The 17,550-nt window shown below is 61.5% G+C and carries 16 protein-coding genes; 7 read left to right on the forward strand and 9 right to left on the reverse strand.

All coding sequences use genetic code 11. The features are described from left to right. Positions 1-38 precede the first annotated feature (38 nt). A complete protein-coding gene (locus tag QMG46_RS05445; RefSeq protein WP_281851471.1) occupies positions 39-1,013 on the reverse strand; it encodes a LysR substrate-binding domain-containing protein in 975 nt (324 codons plus the stop codon). 131 nt (positions 1,014-1,144) lie between these two features. Here QMG46_RS05445 and QMG46_RS05450 point away from each other — a divergent pair, with 131 nt between their 5' ends. Continuing rightward, positions 1,145-2,263: an FUSC family protein gene (locus QMG46_RS05450; RefSeq protein ID WP_281851472.1), complete on the forward strand. Its 1,119-nt coding sequence runs from the start codon at positions 1,145-1,147 to the stop codon at positions 2,261-2,263. Positions 2,264-2,276: 13 nt separating this feature from the next. Here QMG46_RS05450 and QMG46_RS05455 read toward each other — a convergent pair whose 3' ends face one another. Further along, a complete protein-coding gene (locus tag QMG46_RS05455) occupies positions 2,277-3,179 on the reverse strand; it encodes a LysR family transcriptional regulator (protein ID WP_281851473.1) in 903 nt (300 codons plus the stop codon). A gap of 91 nt (positions 3,180-3,270) precedes the next feature. On the opposite strand from QMG46_RS05455, the gene QMG46_RS05460 reads away from it, so the two are divergent. Next, positions 3,271-4,272 (forward strand): NAD-dependent epimerase/dehydratase family protein, encoded by a 1,002-nt coding sequence (locus tag QMG46_RS05460; protein ID WP_281851474.1) that lies wholly within the window; start codon positions 3,271-3,273, stop codon positions 4,270-4,272. A gap of 176 nt (positions 4,273-4,448) precedes the next feature. Beyond that, positions 4,449-5,843 carry an MFS transporter gene (locus tag QMG46_RS05465; RefSeq protein WP_281851475.1) on the forward strand — a complete coding sequence of 465 codons (1,395 nt, stop codon included), beginning with the start codon at positions 4,449-4,451 and terminating at the stop codon, positions 5,841-5,843. A gap of 70 nt (positions 5,844-5,913) precedes the next feature. Here the strand turns inward: QMG46_RS05465 and QMG46_RS05470 are convergent, their stop codons facing one another. The 5 genes from QMG46_RS05470 to queF all read right to left on the reverse strand — a co-directional run bounded on the left by QMG46_RS05470 (position 5,914) and on the right by queF (position 10,566). Continuing rightward, positions 5,914-6,120, reverse strand: a complete 207-nt coding sequence (locus QMG46_RS05470; RefSeq protein WP_281851476.1) for a CsbD family protein — start codon at positions 6,118-6,120, stop codon at positions 5,914-5,916. Between the two features lie 486 nt (positions 6,121-6,606). Beyond that, entirely contained in the window at positions 6,607-7,548 is a 942-nt protein-coding gene (locus tag QMG46_RS05475; RefSeq protein ID WP_281851477.1) for a M23 family metallopeptidase, read from the reverse strand. Positions 7,549-7,813: 265 nt separating this feature from the next. After that, on the reverse strand, positions 7,814-8,752 hold the full coding sequence (locus tag QMG46_RS05480) for a M23 family metallopeptidase (protein ID WP_281851478.1): 939 nt from the start codon (positions 8,750-8,752) through the stop codon (positions 7,814-7,816). A gap of 246 nt (positions 8,753-8,998) precedes the next feature. After that, positions 8,999-9,622, reverse strand: coding sequence for a hypothetical protein (locus tag QMG46_RS05485; protein ID WP_281851479.1), 624 nt, complete (start codon positions 9,620-9,622; stop codon positions 8,999-9,001). A gap of 119 nt (positions 9,623-9,741) precedes the next feature. Continuing rightward, positions 9,742-10,566, reverse strand: coding sequence for an NADPH-dependent 7-cyano-7-deazaguanine reductase QueF (gene queF, locus QMG46_RS05490; RefSeq protein ID WP_281851480.1), 825 nt, complete (start codon positions 10,564-10,566; stop codon positions 9,742-9,744). A gap of 136 nt (positions 10,567-10,702) precedes the next feature. On the opposite strand from queF, the gene QMG46_RS05495 reads away from it, so the two are divergent. Both QMG46_RS05495 and QMG46_RS05500 read left to right on the forward strand, forming a co-directional pair. Continuing rightward, entirely contained in the window at positions 10,703-11,089 is a 387-nt protein-coding gene (locus QMG46_RS05495; protein ID WP_281851481.1) for a BlaI/MecI/CopY family transcriptional regulator, read from the forward strand. Positions 11,090-11,092: 3 nt separating this feature from the next. Next, complete coding sequence (locus tag QMG46_RS05500) at positions 11,093-12,919, forward strand: M56 family metallopeptidase (RefSeq protein WP_281851482.1); 1,827 nt, start codon at positions 11,093-11,095, stop codon at positions 12,917-12,919. A gap of 66 nt (positions 12,920-12,985) precedes the next feature. On the opposite strand, the gene QMG46_RS05505 is transcribed toward QMG46_RS05500, so the two are convergent. Continuing rightward, entirely contained in the window at positions 12,986-15,301 is a 2,316-nt protein-coding gene (locus QMG46_RS05505; protein ID WP_281851483.1) for a S9 family peptidase, read from the reverse strand. Between the two features lie 175 nt (positions 15,302-15,476). Here QMG46_RS05505 and QMG46_RS05510 point away from each other — a divergent pair, with 175 nt between their 5' ends. Further along, complete coding sequence (locus QMG46_RS05510) at positions 15,477-15,872, forward strand: acyl-CoA thioesterase (RefSeq protein ID WP_281851484.1); 396 nt, start codon at positions 15,477-15,479, stop codon at positions 15,870-15,872. After that, entirely contained in the window at positions 15,869-16,618 is a 750-nt protein-coding gene (locus QMG46_RS05515; RefSeq protein ID WP_281851485.1) for a glutathione S-transferase family protein, read from the forward strand. Before QMG46_RS05510 ends, QMG46_RS05515 begins: the two co-directional genes overlap by 4 nt. Here the strand turns inward: QMG46_RS05515 and QMG46_RS05520 are convergent. Then, positions 16,615-17,511: a LysR family transcriptional regulator gene (locus tag QMG46_RS05520; RefSeq protein ID WP_281851486.1), complete on the reverse strand. Its 897-nt coding sequence runs from the start codon at positions 17,509-17,511 to the stop codon at positions 16,615-16,617. The two genes, QMG46_RS05515 and QMG46_RS05520, sit on opposite strands and share 4 nt — an antisense overlap. Between the last annotated feature and the right edge of the window lie 39 nt (positions 17,512-17,550).

The following is a 17,550-nucleotide window of genomic DNA, read 5'->3' on the forward strand; positions in this document are numbered from 1 at the left end:
TGGCCGGGCGCCCTATAGGTAAAACCTAGAGCTTGCTGCTAGACGCTGCCGCTGGTGTCTTCGAGCGTCGCTGCATCCGGCGGTGGCCGCAACGTGATGCCCGGCCATCGGCCATCGGCATGCAATTGGCCGATCAGGCCGACCATCGCCTTGCGCACGGCCAGCGCCGCCGCACTTACCGGCAGGGCATGCGACCAGCACACGCTGGCAGGCCGGCTCATATCGGGGGCGACGATGCGTCGCATCGGCGGACGGGCGTTCTCCGCCCGGTGAAGCATCGCCGACGCAGGCAGGATCGTACAGGCGCTACCGCCATGGGCTATCGCCATCAAGGCGGGCAATGAATCGATATCGCCGACGATGTGGAGCTCGACTTCCTCGCGCAAAAAGGTGCGCTCGATCAGCAGGCGCAGATTGTTGACCGTGCCCGGCGTTACCAACGGCACCCCGGCAAGGGCCGACAAGGGGCACGTCGTTGCGGTTTTACGCAGCTTCAGTCCGGCGTGGCCAAACACGTAAAGTTCTTCGTCGAAGGCCGGGATGACCGACATGCCGTGGGTTTCGGAATCGCGAAACAGGATCGCAAGATCGAGCCGGCCATCGGGCAGCATCTCGCTGATATAGCCGCTCATGCTTTCGAAAATCTGCAGACGGATGCCAGGGAAATGTTTACGCACATGTTCGAACAAGGGCACAGCCAGCACGGCAGCGATCGTGGTCGGCAGGCCGACGGCCACCATGCCCGATTCGCTGCCGCCGTCTTCGCGCACGTCGGCGCGGAGCTGCTCCATCTGCCGCAATATCGCGCGTGCACGCTGATACAAGGCATGGCCGGCCGTGGTGGGCTTGACGCCCCTGGCGCTGCGCAACAGCAGTTGCGTCTCCAGTTCGTCTTCCAGCGCCGCCATCTGCTGACTCAGCGATGGCTGGGCGATATACAGCTTCTGTGCCGCCTTGGAGAGGCTGCCGGCATCGACAATCGCGACGAAGTATTTGAGCTGCCTGATATCCATGAGGCGATAGGATACCCCTATGCCTGGGAGAAGAAATTGCTATGCCGTCCCATAGCCGCGCTGCCCTAAAATGCGTAGTGCAATTCCATCGAAGGCCATTCACCGCAGGCGAGGCGCCACGTCGATAAATCATGTCTCGCATCACTGAAGCACTGCCCGACCTTCGCAGCCTCATAACCGGTCTTGCGGCGGACTTTCGTGTCTGGTTCCGGCGAGGTCCGCGCACGCTCGACGAACTCGAAAGTGTCGTGTCGGTACTGTTGGCGATTGTTCTTGCGCATCTGCTCGGCGCGCGCAACATCGGCTGGGCGGCTTTCAGCGGGTACATGGTGATGCGCGCGCAGTTTTCCGAAAGCCTCATGCGCGGTTGCCTGCGGGTTATCGGTACGGCGCTGGGCGCGGTGGCTGCGTGGTCGATAGCGCCTTACGTTGTCCAATCGCCCTTGCGTCTATGCCTTGCCCTGGGTCTGGTGGGGCTGGGCACGCTGTATATGGCCCTGATCGGCAAGCGCAGCTACGCGTGGCTGTTCACCGGTCTGACGTTTGCGATGGTGTTGATCGACGGCATGGCCTTTCCCCATGCATCGCTTGCCGGTTTCGCCCAGTCGCGCTTCGTCGAAATATTTACCGGCACGTTCGCTGCTGTGCTGGTCAGTGGCGTGTCTGCGGTGACGATACGTCGCCGGTTACGGATGCCTCAGACGGATCGCAGCGTGCAAACCGCCGTTCGCCACCCGCCGATCTGGCATCGCGCGGCGTTCTTGCACGCGCTGCAGGGTGCCGTTGCATTGGCACTGATTCCCTGGGTATGGGCAATGTTCCATATCGAAGCGTTGAGTCAGTCCAGTACGACGATCATGGCGGTGATGATGGTGCCGCTGGCCAGTCTGTCCTCCACGTCCCGTGCTCCGTCGAACCGATTGCTGCATCGCTTTATCGGCTGCACCGTGGGTGGGCTGCTGGCGACGGGTATCTTGCTGCTCGCGCATCCGTGGCCATGGCTGATGGTGCTTGCCATGTGCGCAGGTGTCGCGGCGGGCCGGCATATCGAAAACGGCAGGCTTGGCATCGGCTATATCGGAACGCAATTTGTTCTGGCCTTCCTGGTGGTACTGGTGCCCGACAGTTACGCCAGCGCGGACATCCGCCCCGGGGTGGAGCGCCTGTTCGGCATCCTTGTCGGCATGCTGTTGCTTGAGCCGGTACGATGGACTTTCCGCCGCGCAACTGCGGCCTTGAAGGTTGCCTGATGACGAACGCTCATCAGCGGTCGTGCTGGCTCTTTATATAGGCGGCCAGCCCATCGGCCAGCATGTCGAAAACCGCACGGCAGGCGGCGTTGTGGCGCATGTCTTCATGCATGACCAGCCAGGTATTCAGGATCATCGTCAGCTCCGGTAGCACACGGCGCAGGCGCGGCTCGCGCCGGGCCAGGCCAAGCTGGCAGAAGCCCAGACCGAAACCGGCGCGAATGGCGGCCAGTTGCGCCACGTTGCTGTCGGTGCGCAAAGCAAACATGGAACGCCGCAGTGCGGGTGTATCCGAGAGCATGCGGCGGATATAGGCGCTTTCATGGTCGAAGCCGATCAGGTGGTGTCCGGCGAGTTCGTCGATGCTGCGCGGCGCCGGATGACGCTTGAGATAATCGGGATGCGCATAGGCGCCGATCTCGATCCTGCCGATCTTGCGCGCGACCAGCGCTTCTTGCGTCGGATCGAGCATGCGCACGGCGATATCGGCCTCCTGGTTGAGGATGTTCTCGACGCGATCGGAAAGCACCAGCTCCAGCGTGATCGCAGGGTAGGTGTGCCGGATGGCGGTGAGAATGGGCGGCAGGACCTCCACACCCATCAGTTCCGCCACCGTGATGCGCACCGTGCCGCGGGCGACACCTTTGTTCGCCGTTGCTGCACGGCGCAGGGCTTCGGCCGTTGCTTGCATGCGTTCCGCGTAAGGCCTGATTGCCAGCGCCGTTTCCGTCGGTAGCAAGCCACTGGGCGAACGCGTGAACAGGCTCATGCCCAGAGCCGCCTCCAGCGCATCGATATGCCGGCCAACCGTCGGCTGGCTGAGACCCAGCAAGCGGGCCGTCGCCGAGAGCGAGCCCTCCTGCAGAGCGGCCAGCAGGGTCCGGTAAAGCTGCCATTCGGGCTCGGTCTGATCCATACGTTTTTGTATAGATACTCAAGCATCTCGTCAATTCCTTTGAACCCGCGCAGGCGCCAGCATAAGCGACATCCCAGACGGAGAGCCGATCATGAAAGGCAGCAAGACGATGTTGGTGTTGGGCGCGACCGGCGGTATCGGTGGCGAAGTGGCCAAGGCGGCATTGCGCCGTGGTTGGGCTGTCCGTGCCTTGAATCGCCACGCCGAACGCATGGCGTCGGATCGCGATGGCATCGAATGGATTCAGGGCGATGCGATGAACGAGGCCGATGTGGTCGCGGCAGCCCACGGCGCCGATGTGATCGTGCATGCGGTCAATCCGCCTGCGTACAAGAACTGGGCGCTATGGGTGCTGCCGATGCTGCGCAACACGTTGAGTGCCGCGCGTCAGACGGGCGCGCGTGTCGTGTTGCCCGGCACGCTCTACAACTACGGGCCCGAGACGTTTCCGGTGATCACGGAAAATGCGCCGCAGCGGCCACGCACGCGCAAGGGCGCAATACGCGTGCAGATGGAGACGTTATTGCGTGAGGCCAGTGCGCAAGGCGTACGCAGCCTGATCGTACGCGCAGGCGATTACTTCGGACCCAAGGCGGGCAACAACTGGTTCTCGCAGATGGTGACGGCGGCTCGTCCGGTATTGCATGTCACGCGCATCGGCAAGCTAGGTATCGGGCATCAATGGGGTTATCTCCCCGATGTGGCCGAAACCATATTGCGCCTGCTGGAGATCGAGGATCGTTTGAACCATATCGAAAACATACATATGGCCGGCCACTGGGACGATACCGGCATGCGCATGGTGGAGGCTGTGCAGCGTGTGGTTGCCAAGCCGGTGCCGGTACGCGCATTCCCCTGGTGGTTGCTTGCGGTTATCTGGCCGTTCGTGCGTTTGCTGCGCGAACTGCACGAGATGCGCTACCTGTGGATGCGCCCGATCCGGCTCGATAACGCGCGCTTGCTGGAGCTCTTGGGTAGCGAGCCGCATACCCCGATCGAACAAGCGGTCAAAGCCAGCTTGATCGGCATCGGTTGCCTGCCGGATCGCGATGCACATCAGAGCCCATCGATGCTGCCGCTGCCAAGGTCGTAACGGCACGATCGATGTGGTGTGGAGCGAAGTGTGCGTCCGGCCAAGTTGGTATAACGCGCACTTACCCAGAATGGGAGACGCTCCATGCAGAGAATCGCCGCTATCCGGCCTTCACGTACCCTGACACCGTGCCTGCCTATGCTTTTCGCTCTTGGCGGATCGGCGGGAGTCGTTTGATGGCGGACATGGCAACACGGGAGACGGGGCCTTCCCTATCTACCGCCTGGGTCACCACGGCCGCCAGCTTTGGCTTCGCACTCGTCCAGCTGGATGTCACCATCGTCAACGTCGCGTTGCCACGTATGGCAAGCGAGCTGCAGGCGGGCGTATCGGCATTGCAGTGGGTCGTGGATGCCTATGCATTGTCGTTTGCCGTGCTGCTTTTGCTGATGGGTTTTCTTGGCGATCGTCTGGGTGCGCGGCGTGTCTATCTGGCAGGTCTGGGCTTATTTGCGCTGGCCTCGCTGGGCTGTGGTTTTTCCACCGATGCGCCAACCTTGATCATTGCACGCACGCTGCAAGGCCTCGCGGCTGCGGCCATGCTCCCCAACTCGCTGGCGCTGATCAATCGGGCTACAGGTCACGACCGTCGGTTGCGTGCAAAGGCGATCGGATGGTGGACGGCCTCGGGCAGCATCGCGATTGCCGCGGGCCCGATCGTCGGCGGGCTGCTGCTCGGCGTTGCCAGTTGGCGCAGCATTTTCCTGATCAATCTCCCGGTATGCGCCGTAGGCGCGTGGTTGACCTGGCGTGTGCCTGCCGCTGCACCAAAAAATAGTCGACGCAGTTTCGATATCCAGGGCCAGGTTCTTGCGGTGCTGGCATTGGCGGCGCTCACGGCGGCGATCATCCAGGCGCGGCCGATGGGTTGGACGCATCCCTTTGTCTACGGCGGATTCCTTGTCGCCATACTGGCTGGCGCGGGATTCATCTGGACCGAGTCGCGTAGCAAGGCACCGATGCTGCCGCTGGATTTTTTCTCCAGGCCAAGCTTCAGTCCTGCCGTCGGCTACGGTGTGATGGTGAACCTCACGTACTACGGCATCGTTTTCGTGTTGAGCCTCTATTTACAACGCGTGCAAGGCTACAGCGCGTTGCGCACAGGCCTGGCCTACCTGCCTCTGACGGCGACTTTTTTTGGCGTCAACATCTTGAGTGGCTGGCTGATCGGTGTGATCGGCGCGAGGCCTTTGATGGTGATCGGTGCGTTGATCGATGCCAGCGGCTTTGCCTTGTTGCTACTGCTCGATGCACACAGTTCGTATTGGCTGATGTTGCCGGCTTTCGCGTTGCTTCCTGCAGGTATGGGTCTGGGTGTGCCGGCAATGACCAATACCGTGCTATCGGCGGTGCATGCCGAATCGTCAGGCATTGCCTCGGGCGTACTCAATGCTGCGCGCCAGGCTGGCGGTGCGATCGGTGTCGCAGTGTTCGGAGCGCTTGCCGGTGATGGCGAGGCGCATGTGGTAGCCGGTCTGCACACGTCCGCGTATATATCGATCGGATTGTTGTTGCTGGCCGCCGTCTTGGCCGCGGTGGGTGTGCATCCTCACGGCGAAAAGCGCACGTGAGCCATGCCGGCTGCAAAAAGCCGCCGACATCACATCGGCGGCTTCACTTGGCTGAGAAGGCGTGCCTAGATCAATTCAGATGGTTAGTCTTCTCGAACTGCTTGATCTGTTTGTCTGCCTCGTCGCGGGCAATGCCATAGCGTTCTTGCAGCTTGCCGGACAGATATTCTGCGTTGCCCTCGGCAACTTTGAGATCGTCATCGGTGAGTTTGCCCCACTGTGCTTTCATCTTGCCGCCTAGCTGTTTCCACTGACCTTTGATGGTGTCTTGGTTCATCGCTGTTGCCTCCCGTGCGTGGAATGACGCACTTGTTGCTGTGCGGTGATCAGTTGAACAGCGTCGATGTGATTGGCTCGTGCGGCGTCAGTGAAGATCGAATGCATGCATATGAATTGCAATTAAGATATGGGAGGCACGCCACAAGGACGACTCTTGGAAAGCGGTAGAGCTCGTTGTGACATGTGAAGCGCTATATGCCCCTGTCGCCAGCGCCAAAGTTGAACAGCGGGCCGCGCGGAGAGACGGTCTGTTGGCCGCGACTGGCGCTACCGGTGTAGGGGAACAGCCCGCTATGAAAGGTCCAGCCGTTCGATATCGTCCTAGGATTCGTTTGTGCGTCGTATTCAGACGATCTGTTCGATTACGAAGTCATCGCAGCCATGATTTATATGCTTTACAGGCTGTGCCTCGGAGACAAGAAAGAGGCGCCCGTCGGCACCTCTTCCAAAGAAACAGCAGAGCTTTCTGTCCATCCGGCAGGCGTCACATGCCTTCGTTGTCGGGCCCAAGGTTGAGCATTAGGCCGTCGGGCGGGGTGACGGTTGCTTTGCCGTGAGTAGCGTTGCCGGTGTTGGGTAGCAGGCCGCTATGAAAGGTCCAGCCGCCAAGCACGACGTTATTGAGCGAGACATTCTCATTCTTATCGTTCAGTAACGTAAAGTGCAGATGAGGTTCGGAGGGAGTGCCGCCACAAGGCAATTTGTCTCCAACAGAACCCAGAGTGCTGCCAACGGGCAGGCGACTCCCTTCGTTGTATGTCACTAGCTGCTTCATACGGTAATACGATGTCTTGTAACCGTTGTCGTGCACGATGGTTACGAGGGCACTGCCATCTTTCACACAGGTTGTGTAGATGAGGCCCGCGGCGACAGATCGGACGTCGTTGATCTCCGGGCCACTTGAGAAATCGACGGAGCTATAGGGAAAGGGCAGGACTCCATTGGCATGGGGTCCTGCAACCAGATTCCAGATGCGGTTCTTGGCCCAAGGCAGGCTGAAATTCAGAAATTGTCCGGGTGCCAATACCTCTGAATCCTGTCCCAGCAGCGCCAATGTCGGGCGTTCATCCTGGCTAACGACATCCAACGGCATGGATTCCAGCGCAGTGTCGAATGCCTGTGATCCCTCCATGCCGATCTTCCAGGCACCCTGTTCCTGGTGAGCGAAAAACAGACGCATCGTCGGTGCGCCGTGGACATCCGACGGAATCACCTCGGTCACAGCACCCATGACATGAGTGCCGTCTACATTCTGTTTGAGAACCTCTACCACGACTTCATTGGGCGCGAAGCGAGCTTTTCCGTTGACCTCGATAAAGGTGGATGAAGCCAGTAGCTCAAGGGCGATCGGTGCAGGGGTGACGGCCGCTGCGTTGAGCGAGAGCATGCATAGAGGGAAGATCAAAATGGTTCGTTTGGGGAACATGGGGCGGCTCCTGATGTGTTTCCGAGTGCGGCGTGCGCGTCGGTGCATCGTTCCTGATGCGATGCCAGAATAATCAGCCGTCCAGCCGTTCGATATCGTCCTGAGATTCGTTGGTGCGTCGTATTCAGACGATCCATTCGATTACGAAGTCATCGCAGCCATGATCTATATGCTTTACAGGCGGTGCCTCGAAGACAAAAAAAAGGGGCGCCAAACGGCGCCTCTTCTAAAAAGACAGCAGAGCTTTCTGTCCATCCATGAGGCGCTATATGCCCCTGTCGCCGGGGCCAAAGTTGTATAGCGCGCCGCGCGAATAAACGGTCTGGCTGCCACGAGTCGCATTGCCCTGGTAAGGGAACAGACTGCTGTGAAAGGTCCAGCCACCGAGCACAACATTGTTGAGCGAGACGTACTGGTTCCGATTGTTCAATAACGTGAAGTGCACATGCGCTCCGGAACTGCTGCCACCACAGGGCAGACCATTGCCGACCGAACCCAGACGAGTGCCGGTGTCTATACGGCGACCATCGGGCAGTGGTTCCAGTCCCACCATGTGGTAATACGATGTCCTGTAGCCGTTGTCGTGCACGATGGTGACGAGAGCGCTGCCATTTTTTGCACAGGTTGTGTAGACGAGCCCTGCGGCGGCGGCGCGAACGTTGTTGCCGTCCGAGCCGCTCCAGAAATCGACGGAGCTATAGGGAAGGGACCAACCACCATAGCCATGCAGGCCCGCCGTCATGGTCCAGGAGTTCCCTGCGGCCCAAGGCAAACCGATACTCACAAATTGCCCGGCGGCCAATGCCTCCTGGTCATGCCCTAACAGTGCCAACGCCGGGCGCTCATCCTGGCTGATCACATCCGATGGCATGGACTCCAGCTCGGTATCGAATGCCTCGGAACCTTCCATGCCGATTTTCCAGTCGCCGTGATCCTGGTGTGCAAAAAATAGCCGCATCGCAGGCGCGCCATGAACGCCCGGCGGAACTACTTCCGTCACTGCACCCATGACATGAGTACCAGCTTCGTTCTGCTTGAGAACTTCCACTACGAGTTCATTGGATGCGAAGCGGGGGCTTTCGTGGACCTCGGCAAAGGTCGATGAGGCCAATAGCTCAAGTGCGAGCGGTGCGGAAGTGGCGGCTGCCGCGCTCAGCGATAGCATGCACAGCGGAAAAATCAAAACGGTTCGCTTGGGAAACATGGGACGGCTCCTGGTGTGTTTCCGAGTGCGGTGCGCACGTCGGTGCATCGTTCCTGATGCGATGCCAGAATAATCAGCTGTCCTGTTGCCCGATATCGTCCGAAGATTCGTTCGCGCGTCGTATTCAAACGATGCATTCAGCTACGTCGTCGTCGTGGCCATGATTTATACGCTTTATCGACCGGATGTCGGTGATAAAAAAAGGCGCCTCACGGCGCCTTTTTCAAGAAGCGATGGCGCTGGCTATCAGCCCTTTTTCACTTCGAAGTTCTGCGTGGCGACCGACTTGCCGTTCACCGCGATCTCGACCTTGTACTTGCCTTCCGGCCAGTTGTTCGGGTTCTGCACGCGGAAGGTGGTGGTGGCCGGGCCGTCGGTGGCGATCGACTGGCTGGTGCTGTTGACCAGCTGACCCTTGCCTTCCAGGTAGCTCCACTTCGCACTCAACGTGGCGCCATCGGTGTTGCCTTCGGTGGCGACACTGGCATAGATCGACTTGTCGCCGGGGGCGAAGGTGGTCTTGGCCTTGCTCACCTTATGGTCGGGGCTTACGGCACCGCCGAGCGTCAGGCCGGCTACCTTGAGATCGCCAGCGACGGGCGCCGCGGCTGTGTTGCTTACGGGGGCTGCAACCGGGGCGGCCGGAGCGGCAGCGGCGGTCGTGGATGGAGCAGGAGCCTGCATCGGGGCGGCGGCCGTGCTGGCCGGAGCCGGTGCGGTCGAGGCCGGGGTCGGTGCTGCCGGAGCGGCGGCGGTGCTGGCGGCAGGCGGAGTGGACGCCGGCTGTTCGCTCTTGCCGCAGGCGCTGAGCATCAGCAGGCCGGCGAACGTGGCGCTGTACAGGGCGGCGGAGCGTGCGGAAAGTTTCATAACAGGACCCGTTGGCATGACATAAGGAAAGGGGTATCGCGGCGCGAGGCATCTCGACGCCAAGTGATACAGCGTAAAGCCTAGCGCTGGTGATCTGAAGCCTCGATTACCGACGGGCGCTACTGCCTGGCGCCGCGCGGGTTGCCCGGGCTGCCCGGGGCACTGCTGCGGAAGGGATTGATGTCGAGTCCGCCGCGGCGGGTGTAGCGAGCGTAGACGCTCAGCGCCTGCGGTCCGCAGTGGCGCTGGATATCCACATAAATGCGCTCCACGCACTGCTCGTGGAACTCGTTGTGGTTACGGAACGAGACCAGGTAGCGCAGCAGTCCGGCCGCGTCGATGCGTGGCCCGCGGTAGGCGATCTGTACGCTACCCCAGTCCGGCTGGCCCGTGACTGGGCAGTTCGAGCGCAGCAGGTTGGACACCAGTGTCTCTTCCACGACCACGGTTTCGTCCGCATGCAGATAGGCGGACTTGGGCGGGCCATAGTCGTCGATATCCAGTTCCAGTGCGTCGATCAGCGTGCCGTCGAGATCGACAATGGCGTGATCGCGTGCACTGACATCGCTCAGCTGCACCTCGACCGAGGCCCCGGCAGCCTGGGAAAGATCGCGTTCCAGCACCTCGACCAGGGCCGATCTGCTGTCCATGCGCTCGCCCGCGAACCCGTTCAGATACAGCTTGAACGACTTCGATTCGATGATGGCCGGGGAGGTCGCCGGGACATGGCAGGTCATGATCGCCACGACCGGTTTGCCACGTGTATCGAGCCAGGACAGCTCGTAGGCGTTCCAGATATCTAAGCCATGAAACGGCAACGCATTGCCGTCCACGCCGATCTCGTCGCGCTTGGCCTGGCGGGGGATGGGGAACAGCAAGCTGGGGTCGTAGCGGTCGGCGTAGATCGTGGTCTTGCCGAGCGGGGAGTGGTCGGGCGTGGTCATCTGGGCATTTTAACGGTTATGCCGGGATCTGCGGTCGCGACCGGCCCTGCCAGCCACAGAACGACTTCCGACCTATTGACTACAGTCGTAGTCACGGCGTAAGTTGACGACAACTGTAGTCACGGAAGTCCGGCTCATGAGCAACCCCTCGATCGGCGACCAGGAACTGGCGCTGCTGCACTATCTGGCCGAGCACGAGCCGGCCTCGGTCGGCGAAGTGGCCGCCAGCTACGGCGAAGAGCGCGGCCTGGCCCGTTCCACCGTGTTGACCATGATGGAACGCCTGCGCGGCAAGGGTTATCTGAAGCGCCGCCATGTCAAAGGCATCTATCGCTACAGCACGGCGACCGGCCCCGGCGAGGCGATGCGCAGCGCGGTCGGCCAGTTTGTCGAAAAGACCTTGAGCGGCTCGGTATCGCCGTTTGTCGCATGGATGTCCGAACGCGCGACGGTCAGCGACAACGAGCTGGCCGAACTGGAAGCGCTGGTGGCGCAGCTGCAGTCGCAGCGCAAGGAGCCTTGAGCCATGCATGCGTTGATCGATACCTTGCTGGAACGCCTTGCCTGGACATCGCTGCAGGGGGCGTTGCTGTTCGTGATCGTGTGGTCGCTGATCCGTTTCGTGCCGCGACTGACGCCGGCCGTGCGCTGCATGCTGTGGTGGTTGCTCGGTGCGCAACTGGTGTTGGGTCTGGCGATCGGCTCGCCGTTGCGCTTGCCGCTGCTGAAGCCCGAACCGCACAGCGTGGTGGTGAACGTGACGCCGTCCGTCGCTTTGTCGATGTCGAATCCATCCGACGACGCGGTCCTGCCTGCGACGTCGATGCCCAAGGCTTCCTTCGACTGGCGTATGGCGCTGTTTGCGCTATGGGCCGCCGGCCTCGTGCTGCAGCTGTTGTTGACGCTGCGGCAGGGCATCGAAACACGTCGCACGCTGCGCGCCTCCAGACCGTTGGATGACGACGCGCTACAGGCGCTATGCCAGCGGCAGGCGCGCGAACTGGGTTTGCGACGTTGCCCGCAGTTGCGCATATCGGACGAAATCACCTCACCGCAGGTCAGCGGCAACGTATCGCCCATCGTGCTGCTGCCGGCGGACCACGCCCTGACGCCGGATGAATCGGCCATGGCGATTGCGCATGAACTGGCACATATCCGCCGCGGCGATCTATGGCTGGGCTGGGTTCCCGCCTTGGCGCAGCGATTGTTCTTCTTTCATCCGCTGGCGCGCTGGGCGACCCGCGAATACGCCTTGCATCGCGAAGCCGCATGCGACGCGCAGGTGATGCGTCAGCAACGTACCGAAGCGCAGACCTATGGGCGCCTCCTGTTGCGTCTGGGCGTTGCGCAACCGCTCCCCTCCGGCCTGGCCGGAGCTTCCCCCACTTTTCAGACCTTGAAGAGGCGACTGACCATGTTGCAGCAATCGGTAAACGACACAACGCCGCGCGCACGCGGCTGGCTGCTGGTGGCGCTGGTGGCCCTGGGTGGCGTGCTGCCGTATCGCCTCACCGAGGCGGCCGGCATGAGCGTGCATGAGGACGCCCCGGAAACCACGATGTCCGTCAGCTCGGACGTGCCGCCGCCTCCGCCTCCGCCGCCGGTTCCGAGGGTTCCGCCTGTGCCTGCCGTACCGCCTGTGCCTCCTGTTCCGCCGGTACCACCCGCCGATACGGAAGGTTTCAATGCCGACCATGTGCAACTGTCGATTTCCGACAACGCCAAATATGGGTTGGCGCTGATCAGCAAGAACCACATTCTGTTCGACGGCGACACCGCGGATCTGGCGAAGGTGAAGAGCCTGCGTGACGGCGACAAGCCGATGCTGTGGTTCCGCCGCGAAGGCAAGGCCTATGTGGTGCGCGACAGTGGCTATGTCGAGCGTGCCCAGGGTGCCTATGCGCCGGTGACGGAGCTGGCCCAGATGCAAGGTGAGCTCGCGGGCAAGGAAGGGCAGTTGGCCGGGGAGGATGGCGGTCTTGCCGCCCGTGAAGGCAGCCTTGCCGCACGTCTGGGTGGGCTGGAAGCAGAGCGCGGCAGCATTGAGGCCGAACGCGCTTCGCTCTACACGGCCGGGGATTCGCCCGCCGTAACCAGGCAGCGCGCCGCCTTGGAAGAGCGACTGAAGTCTCTGGCCGAACGTAAGGCGGATATGGATCGCGAGATGGCGAGTGAACGCGCCGAGATCGAAACCCAGCGCCAGGCTCTCAGCAAGCAACGCACCGGCTTGGCTCGCCAGCAATCGGAACTGGCCAAGCGGCAGAAAGATGCCCAAAGCAAGGCCGACGCGCAGTTGAACAAGGTGATCGACGAGGCGCTGGCCAGCGGCGCAGCGCAGCTGGTCTCACGCTGAGATCGCAAACAATAAGGCCGCCCCGTTCGCACGGGGCGGCCTTTTGTTTTATCGGAACAGAAGCGATCAGTCTTTCGGCGGATTCATCTGATAGTTCTTCGGCGGCTCTGCACCCATCAGGTTGCGCACGAAGTAATCCCAGCGCCGGCGCATCATGTACGTGCTGGCGGCGGCGTAGCCGTGATGCGCGTTGGGAATCATCACCAGGTCGAAGTCCTTGTTGGCTTTGATCAATGCATCGACCACCAGCAAGGTTTCGTACGGCGGCACGTTATCGTCCATGGTGCCGTGCGCCAGCATCAGATGGCCTTTCAGGTTCGCCGCAAACGACTGGTTGGCCTGCTTGTCGTAATTGGTGGTGCCATCGGGGTTCTTCTTCAGCAGACCCTGCCACTTCTCGGCCCAGTCGTCCTCGTAGTTGCGATTTTCGTGATTGCCGCTTTCGGCGATGCCCACCTTGAAGAAATCGGGATAGTGGAACATCGCGCCCACGGTGGCGTTGCCGCCGCCGGAGTGGCCCCAGATACCAACGCGATCGAGATCGATCCACGCATAGCGCTTGCCCAGCTCCTTCACACCGGCCACCTGGTCGGGCAGGGTGTTGTCCTCGATGCGCTCGAAATAGGCATCGTGGAAGGCTTTTGAACGCCACGGCGTACCCATGCCGTCGATGGCCACGACGATGAAGCCCAGCTCGGCGAGCGCCTGGTGATCGACGCGAGCGGCGCTGAAGCTGCGGCTGCCGACCGAACCGGTCTGCGGGCCGGGATAGACATAGTCGATGATCGGGTACTTCTTGTTCGGGTCGAAGTGCGTCGGCTTGAACATCAAGCCATACAGATCCGTCTTGCCGTCACGTCCCTTCACCGTGAACGGCTCCGGCGGCTTCCAGCCGGTGGCGGTCAGACGGCTGATATCAGCCTTGGCGATGTCGTGCAAGGTGTGGCCGTCGTTCGCATCGCGCAGCACCGTCATCGGTGCGGTGGTCGGCGTGGAGTACGCATCGGCGAAGTAGCGGCCATCGTCGGACAGGCTGATCGTATGGTCGGCTTTCTCCGGTGTCAGCAGTGTTTGGTGCTTGCCGTCGAAGCCGATCTTGTAGAACTGTTGATAGTACGGATCGACGCCGGCCTCTTTACCGACGCCACGGAACCAGATCGTGCGTGTGGCCGGATCGACATGCAGCACCTGGGTGACGTTGCCTTCGCCATGGGTGATCTGCTGCTTGAGCTTGCCGGTCTTCAGGTCGTACAGATACAGCTGGCCCCAGCCGTCGCGCTCGCTGAACCAGATCGCCTCATTGGTGTCGGGCAGGTACTGCCAGTTCACCATGTCGTTGCCGCTTTCGTAATACGTCGCGACCTTTTCGTCGAACACAGTGCGTACCTTGCCGGTCTGCGGATCGGCGATGCGGAACCACTCCTGCCGGTGATCGCGCGAGGTGGACACGAACGCGAGGCTCTTGCTGTCCTTCGACCACTTCACATCGTCCCAGCCACCGTCGCGGCCACAGCTGATGTCGTCGCACAGGCTGGAGCGATGCTGATCGGCCGGCATCTGCAGACGCACGACATGTTTGCCCGGTACATCGATGATCACGCGCTCGATCATCGTCACATCGGTATCGCCGACTAGCGGATACTTCCACTTTTCGAGTTTCGGATGGCCGACATTGGTCGAGACGAGATACATCTCACCGGTCTTGCGCTGGTCCTGCTGGAAGGTGGCGATCTTGCTGGAGTCGGGCGACCACACCAGGATTGCGGCGTCGGTGTGCTTCCAGCCGGCGTTGTCGGTGGCGTAGCCGAAGTCTTCCGCACCATCGGTGGTCAGCTGGGTTTCCTTGCCGGAGGCGACGTCGCGCACCCACAGGTTCCAGTTGCGGATAAACGCTTCGCTGCGTTTGTCCGGAGAGAGTACGCCGGGTTCCTTGTCCGACTTGACGGTGCAGCTATCGGCACTGGTCAGGTCGCACACGTAATGCTTGCCGCCCTTTTTTACGTCCAGACGGCCGTCGTCCAGGCGAGCGAACTCGGTCAGCATCAGCTTGTTCGCATCGACCGGTTTGCCCGAGGCCTTGCCGAGCGCCGCAGCCAGCTTGCCCTGGTCGAAGGCCGGCTCGGCCTTGCCGGTGGTCGCATCGACGCGCAGGTAGTGGTCGCCGCTGGCATCGTGGTCGCGATACCAGAAGTACGTGCCGTCCATCCAGTTGACGGTGGTAACGGCGTGGTCGACCAGCGGTGTCGCGTTGTACATCGCGAAACGTTCGGCCTGCGCGTAATCCTCGGTGCTGAGTTTGCTCGTCTGCGCCATGGCGGCGGTCGACAACGCGGTCAGGATCAGGGCGCCCAACAGACGCGGCGTGGCAATCATCGAACCCATACGGGCGGTTCCCCTTGCGGTTGATGCGGGCCGGGTAGGGCCTGCAATGGCTGGTACGTTCAAATCCCTCGATCCTAATCCCCCATCCACGGGGCGGACCCCTGCCGAAAGTCCTGCGACAGCACCGCGGTTCCGGCAAACTACGCGTTGCCCACCGAGATATCAGGAACCGCCTATGAGCTCCGCCTTCCCCGAAGCCCGCTTGCTGGAAATGGTCTTCCCGGATCACACCAACCATCTGGGCACCCTGTTCGGCGGCCAGGCGCTGGCCTGGATGGATAAAGCGGCCTTTATCGTCGCCTCGCGCCATGCCCGCCGGATTGTCGTCACGGCCCGTTCGGAGGAAGTCAGCTTTCGCGTGCCCGTGCGCAAGGGGCAACTGGTCGAGCTGGTCGCCCGGGTGGTCAAGGTGGGCCGCAGTTCGATGTATGTGGAAGTGGAAATGACCGCCGAAGACCCGTTGACCGGCGATCGCCGCGTCTGCACGACGGGCCGCTTCGTCATGGTGGCGCTCGATTCCAATGGCACGCCGACCGACGTACCGCCGTTGCCCGGTGGCGACATCGTATGAACTCGCTGACGGTCATCGGCAATTACATTTCGCCGTACGTGCGCAAAGTGCTGGTGTGCCTGGAGCTCAAGGGACTGGCCTACGAGATCGACCCGATCACACCCTTCGTCGGTGACGATCGCTTCACCGCACTCAACCCGTTGCGGCGGGTGCCGATATTGATCGACGGCGAGCTGGTGCTCAACGATTCCTCGGTGATCTGCCAGTACCTGGAAGACAAGTACCCGACGATGTCGATTTACCCTGTCGATATCGCCGATCGTGCGCGAGCTCGCTGGCTGGAGGAGTACGCCGATACACATCTGGCGAATCTGTTGATCTGGCGTTTGTTCTACCAGCTCGGCATCAAGCGCTATGTGTTTCGTGAAGCGACCGATGAAGCGATAGTCGCCAAGGCGCGCGAGGTGGATATTCCCGCGGCGCTGGATTATCTGGAAGGTTTCCTGCCCGCCGAAGGTTATCTGTATGGCGAGCTGTCGATCGCCGATATCAGCGTGGCGTCGTATTTCCGTACGGCATCGTTTGTCCGTTATGCGATCGACGCGGCACGTTGGCCGCGTGCTGCAGCGTTTGTTTCGCGTGTGCTGGCGCTGGCGCCGTTTCAGACACTGGCGCGCTATGAAGATGCGATGTTGCGTTTGCCGCTCGGCGAGCAGCGCGGCGTGCTGGCCCAGATGGGTGCGCCGTTGACCGCCGAATCGATGGGGTCGGACGTGGCGCGGCATGGTGTGGGCAGGTCGGACTAAACCGTCGCCATCAACTCCACCAGCCAATCCACAAACACCCGCAACCGCGTCGGCAGCCGCTTCTGCTGCGGATACAACACCGTCACCGGCAGTGTCGGCGGTGGCGACGCAGGCAGAATTTCGCGTAGCTGCCCTTTGACCAGATGCTCGCTGATCCGGTAGCGCGATAACTGCGCAATCCCGAGCCCGGCAAGACAGGCCGCCATATAGGCGTCCGTACTGCTCACGGTAATCCGCCCCGGCAGCATCACGCCACGCTTCTTGCGGTTGACCAGAAATTCCAGCGGTTCGGCGCGGCGCGTCGTCGGCGAGGCCCAGTTCACCGCAAGGTGACCTTCCTGCAGATCGGCAAGAATTTCCGGCACCCCATGTTTGCGCAGATAGGCTGCACTGGCCACGGTTATCTGGGGCAGCACGGCGACCCGTCGCCCGACCAGTTCCGAATCGGCCAGCTCGCCGATACGCAACACGCAATCGACACCCTCCTGCACCAGATTGACGAAGCGATCGCCGGTGCTGATGTCCAGCTCGATTTGCGGATACGCAGCGTAAAAGCTCGGTAAAGCGGGAATCACCATCATGCGGGAAAGCGAAGCGGGCAGGTCGATGCGCAACCGGCCGCGCGGCCCCTGGACGGTATCGCGAAAACTTGCCTCGACCTCGTCCAGGTCGGTCAGCAGGCGCTGGCAGTGGGCGTAATACGTTTCGCCATCGCGCGTGACGTTGACGCGTCGGGTCGTACGCTGCAGCAGCTGCACGCCCAGCTCGGCCTCCAGCCGCTTGATCGTGTGAGTCAGCGTGGCGCGCGGCAGATTCATGTCATCGGCGGCAGCGGTGAAACTGCGCAGTTCGACGATACGGGCAAAGACGCGCATGGCGTGGAGACGGTCCATGGCGATTATTTATCAGGATGAAACAGACTTGTCGATTAT

This window comes from Dyella sp. GSA-30, assembly GCF_027924605.1.
Lineage (GTDB): Bacteria > Pseudomonadota > Gammaproteobacteria > Xanthomonadales > Rhodanobacteraceae > GSA-30.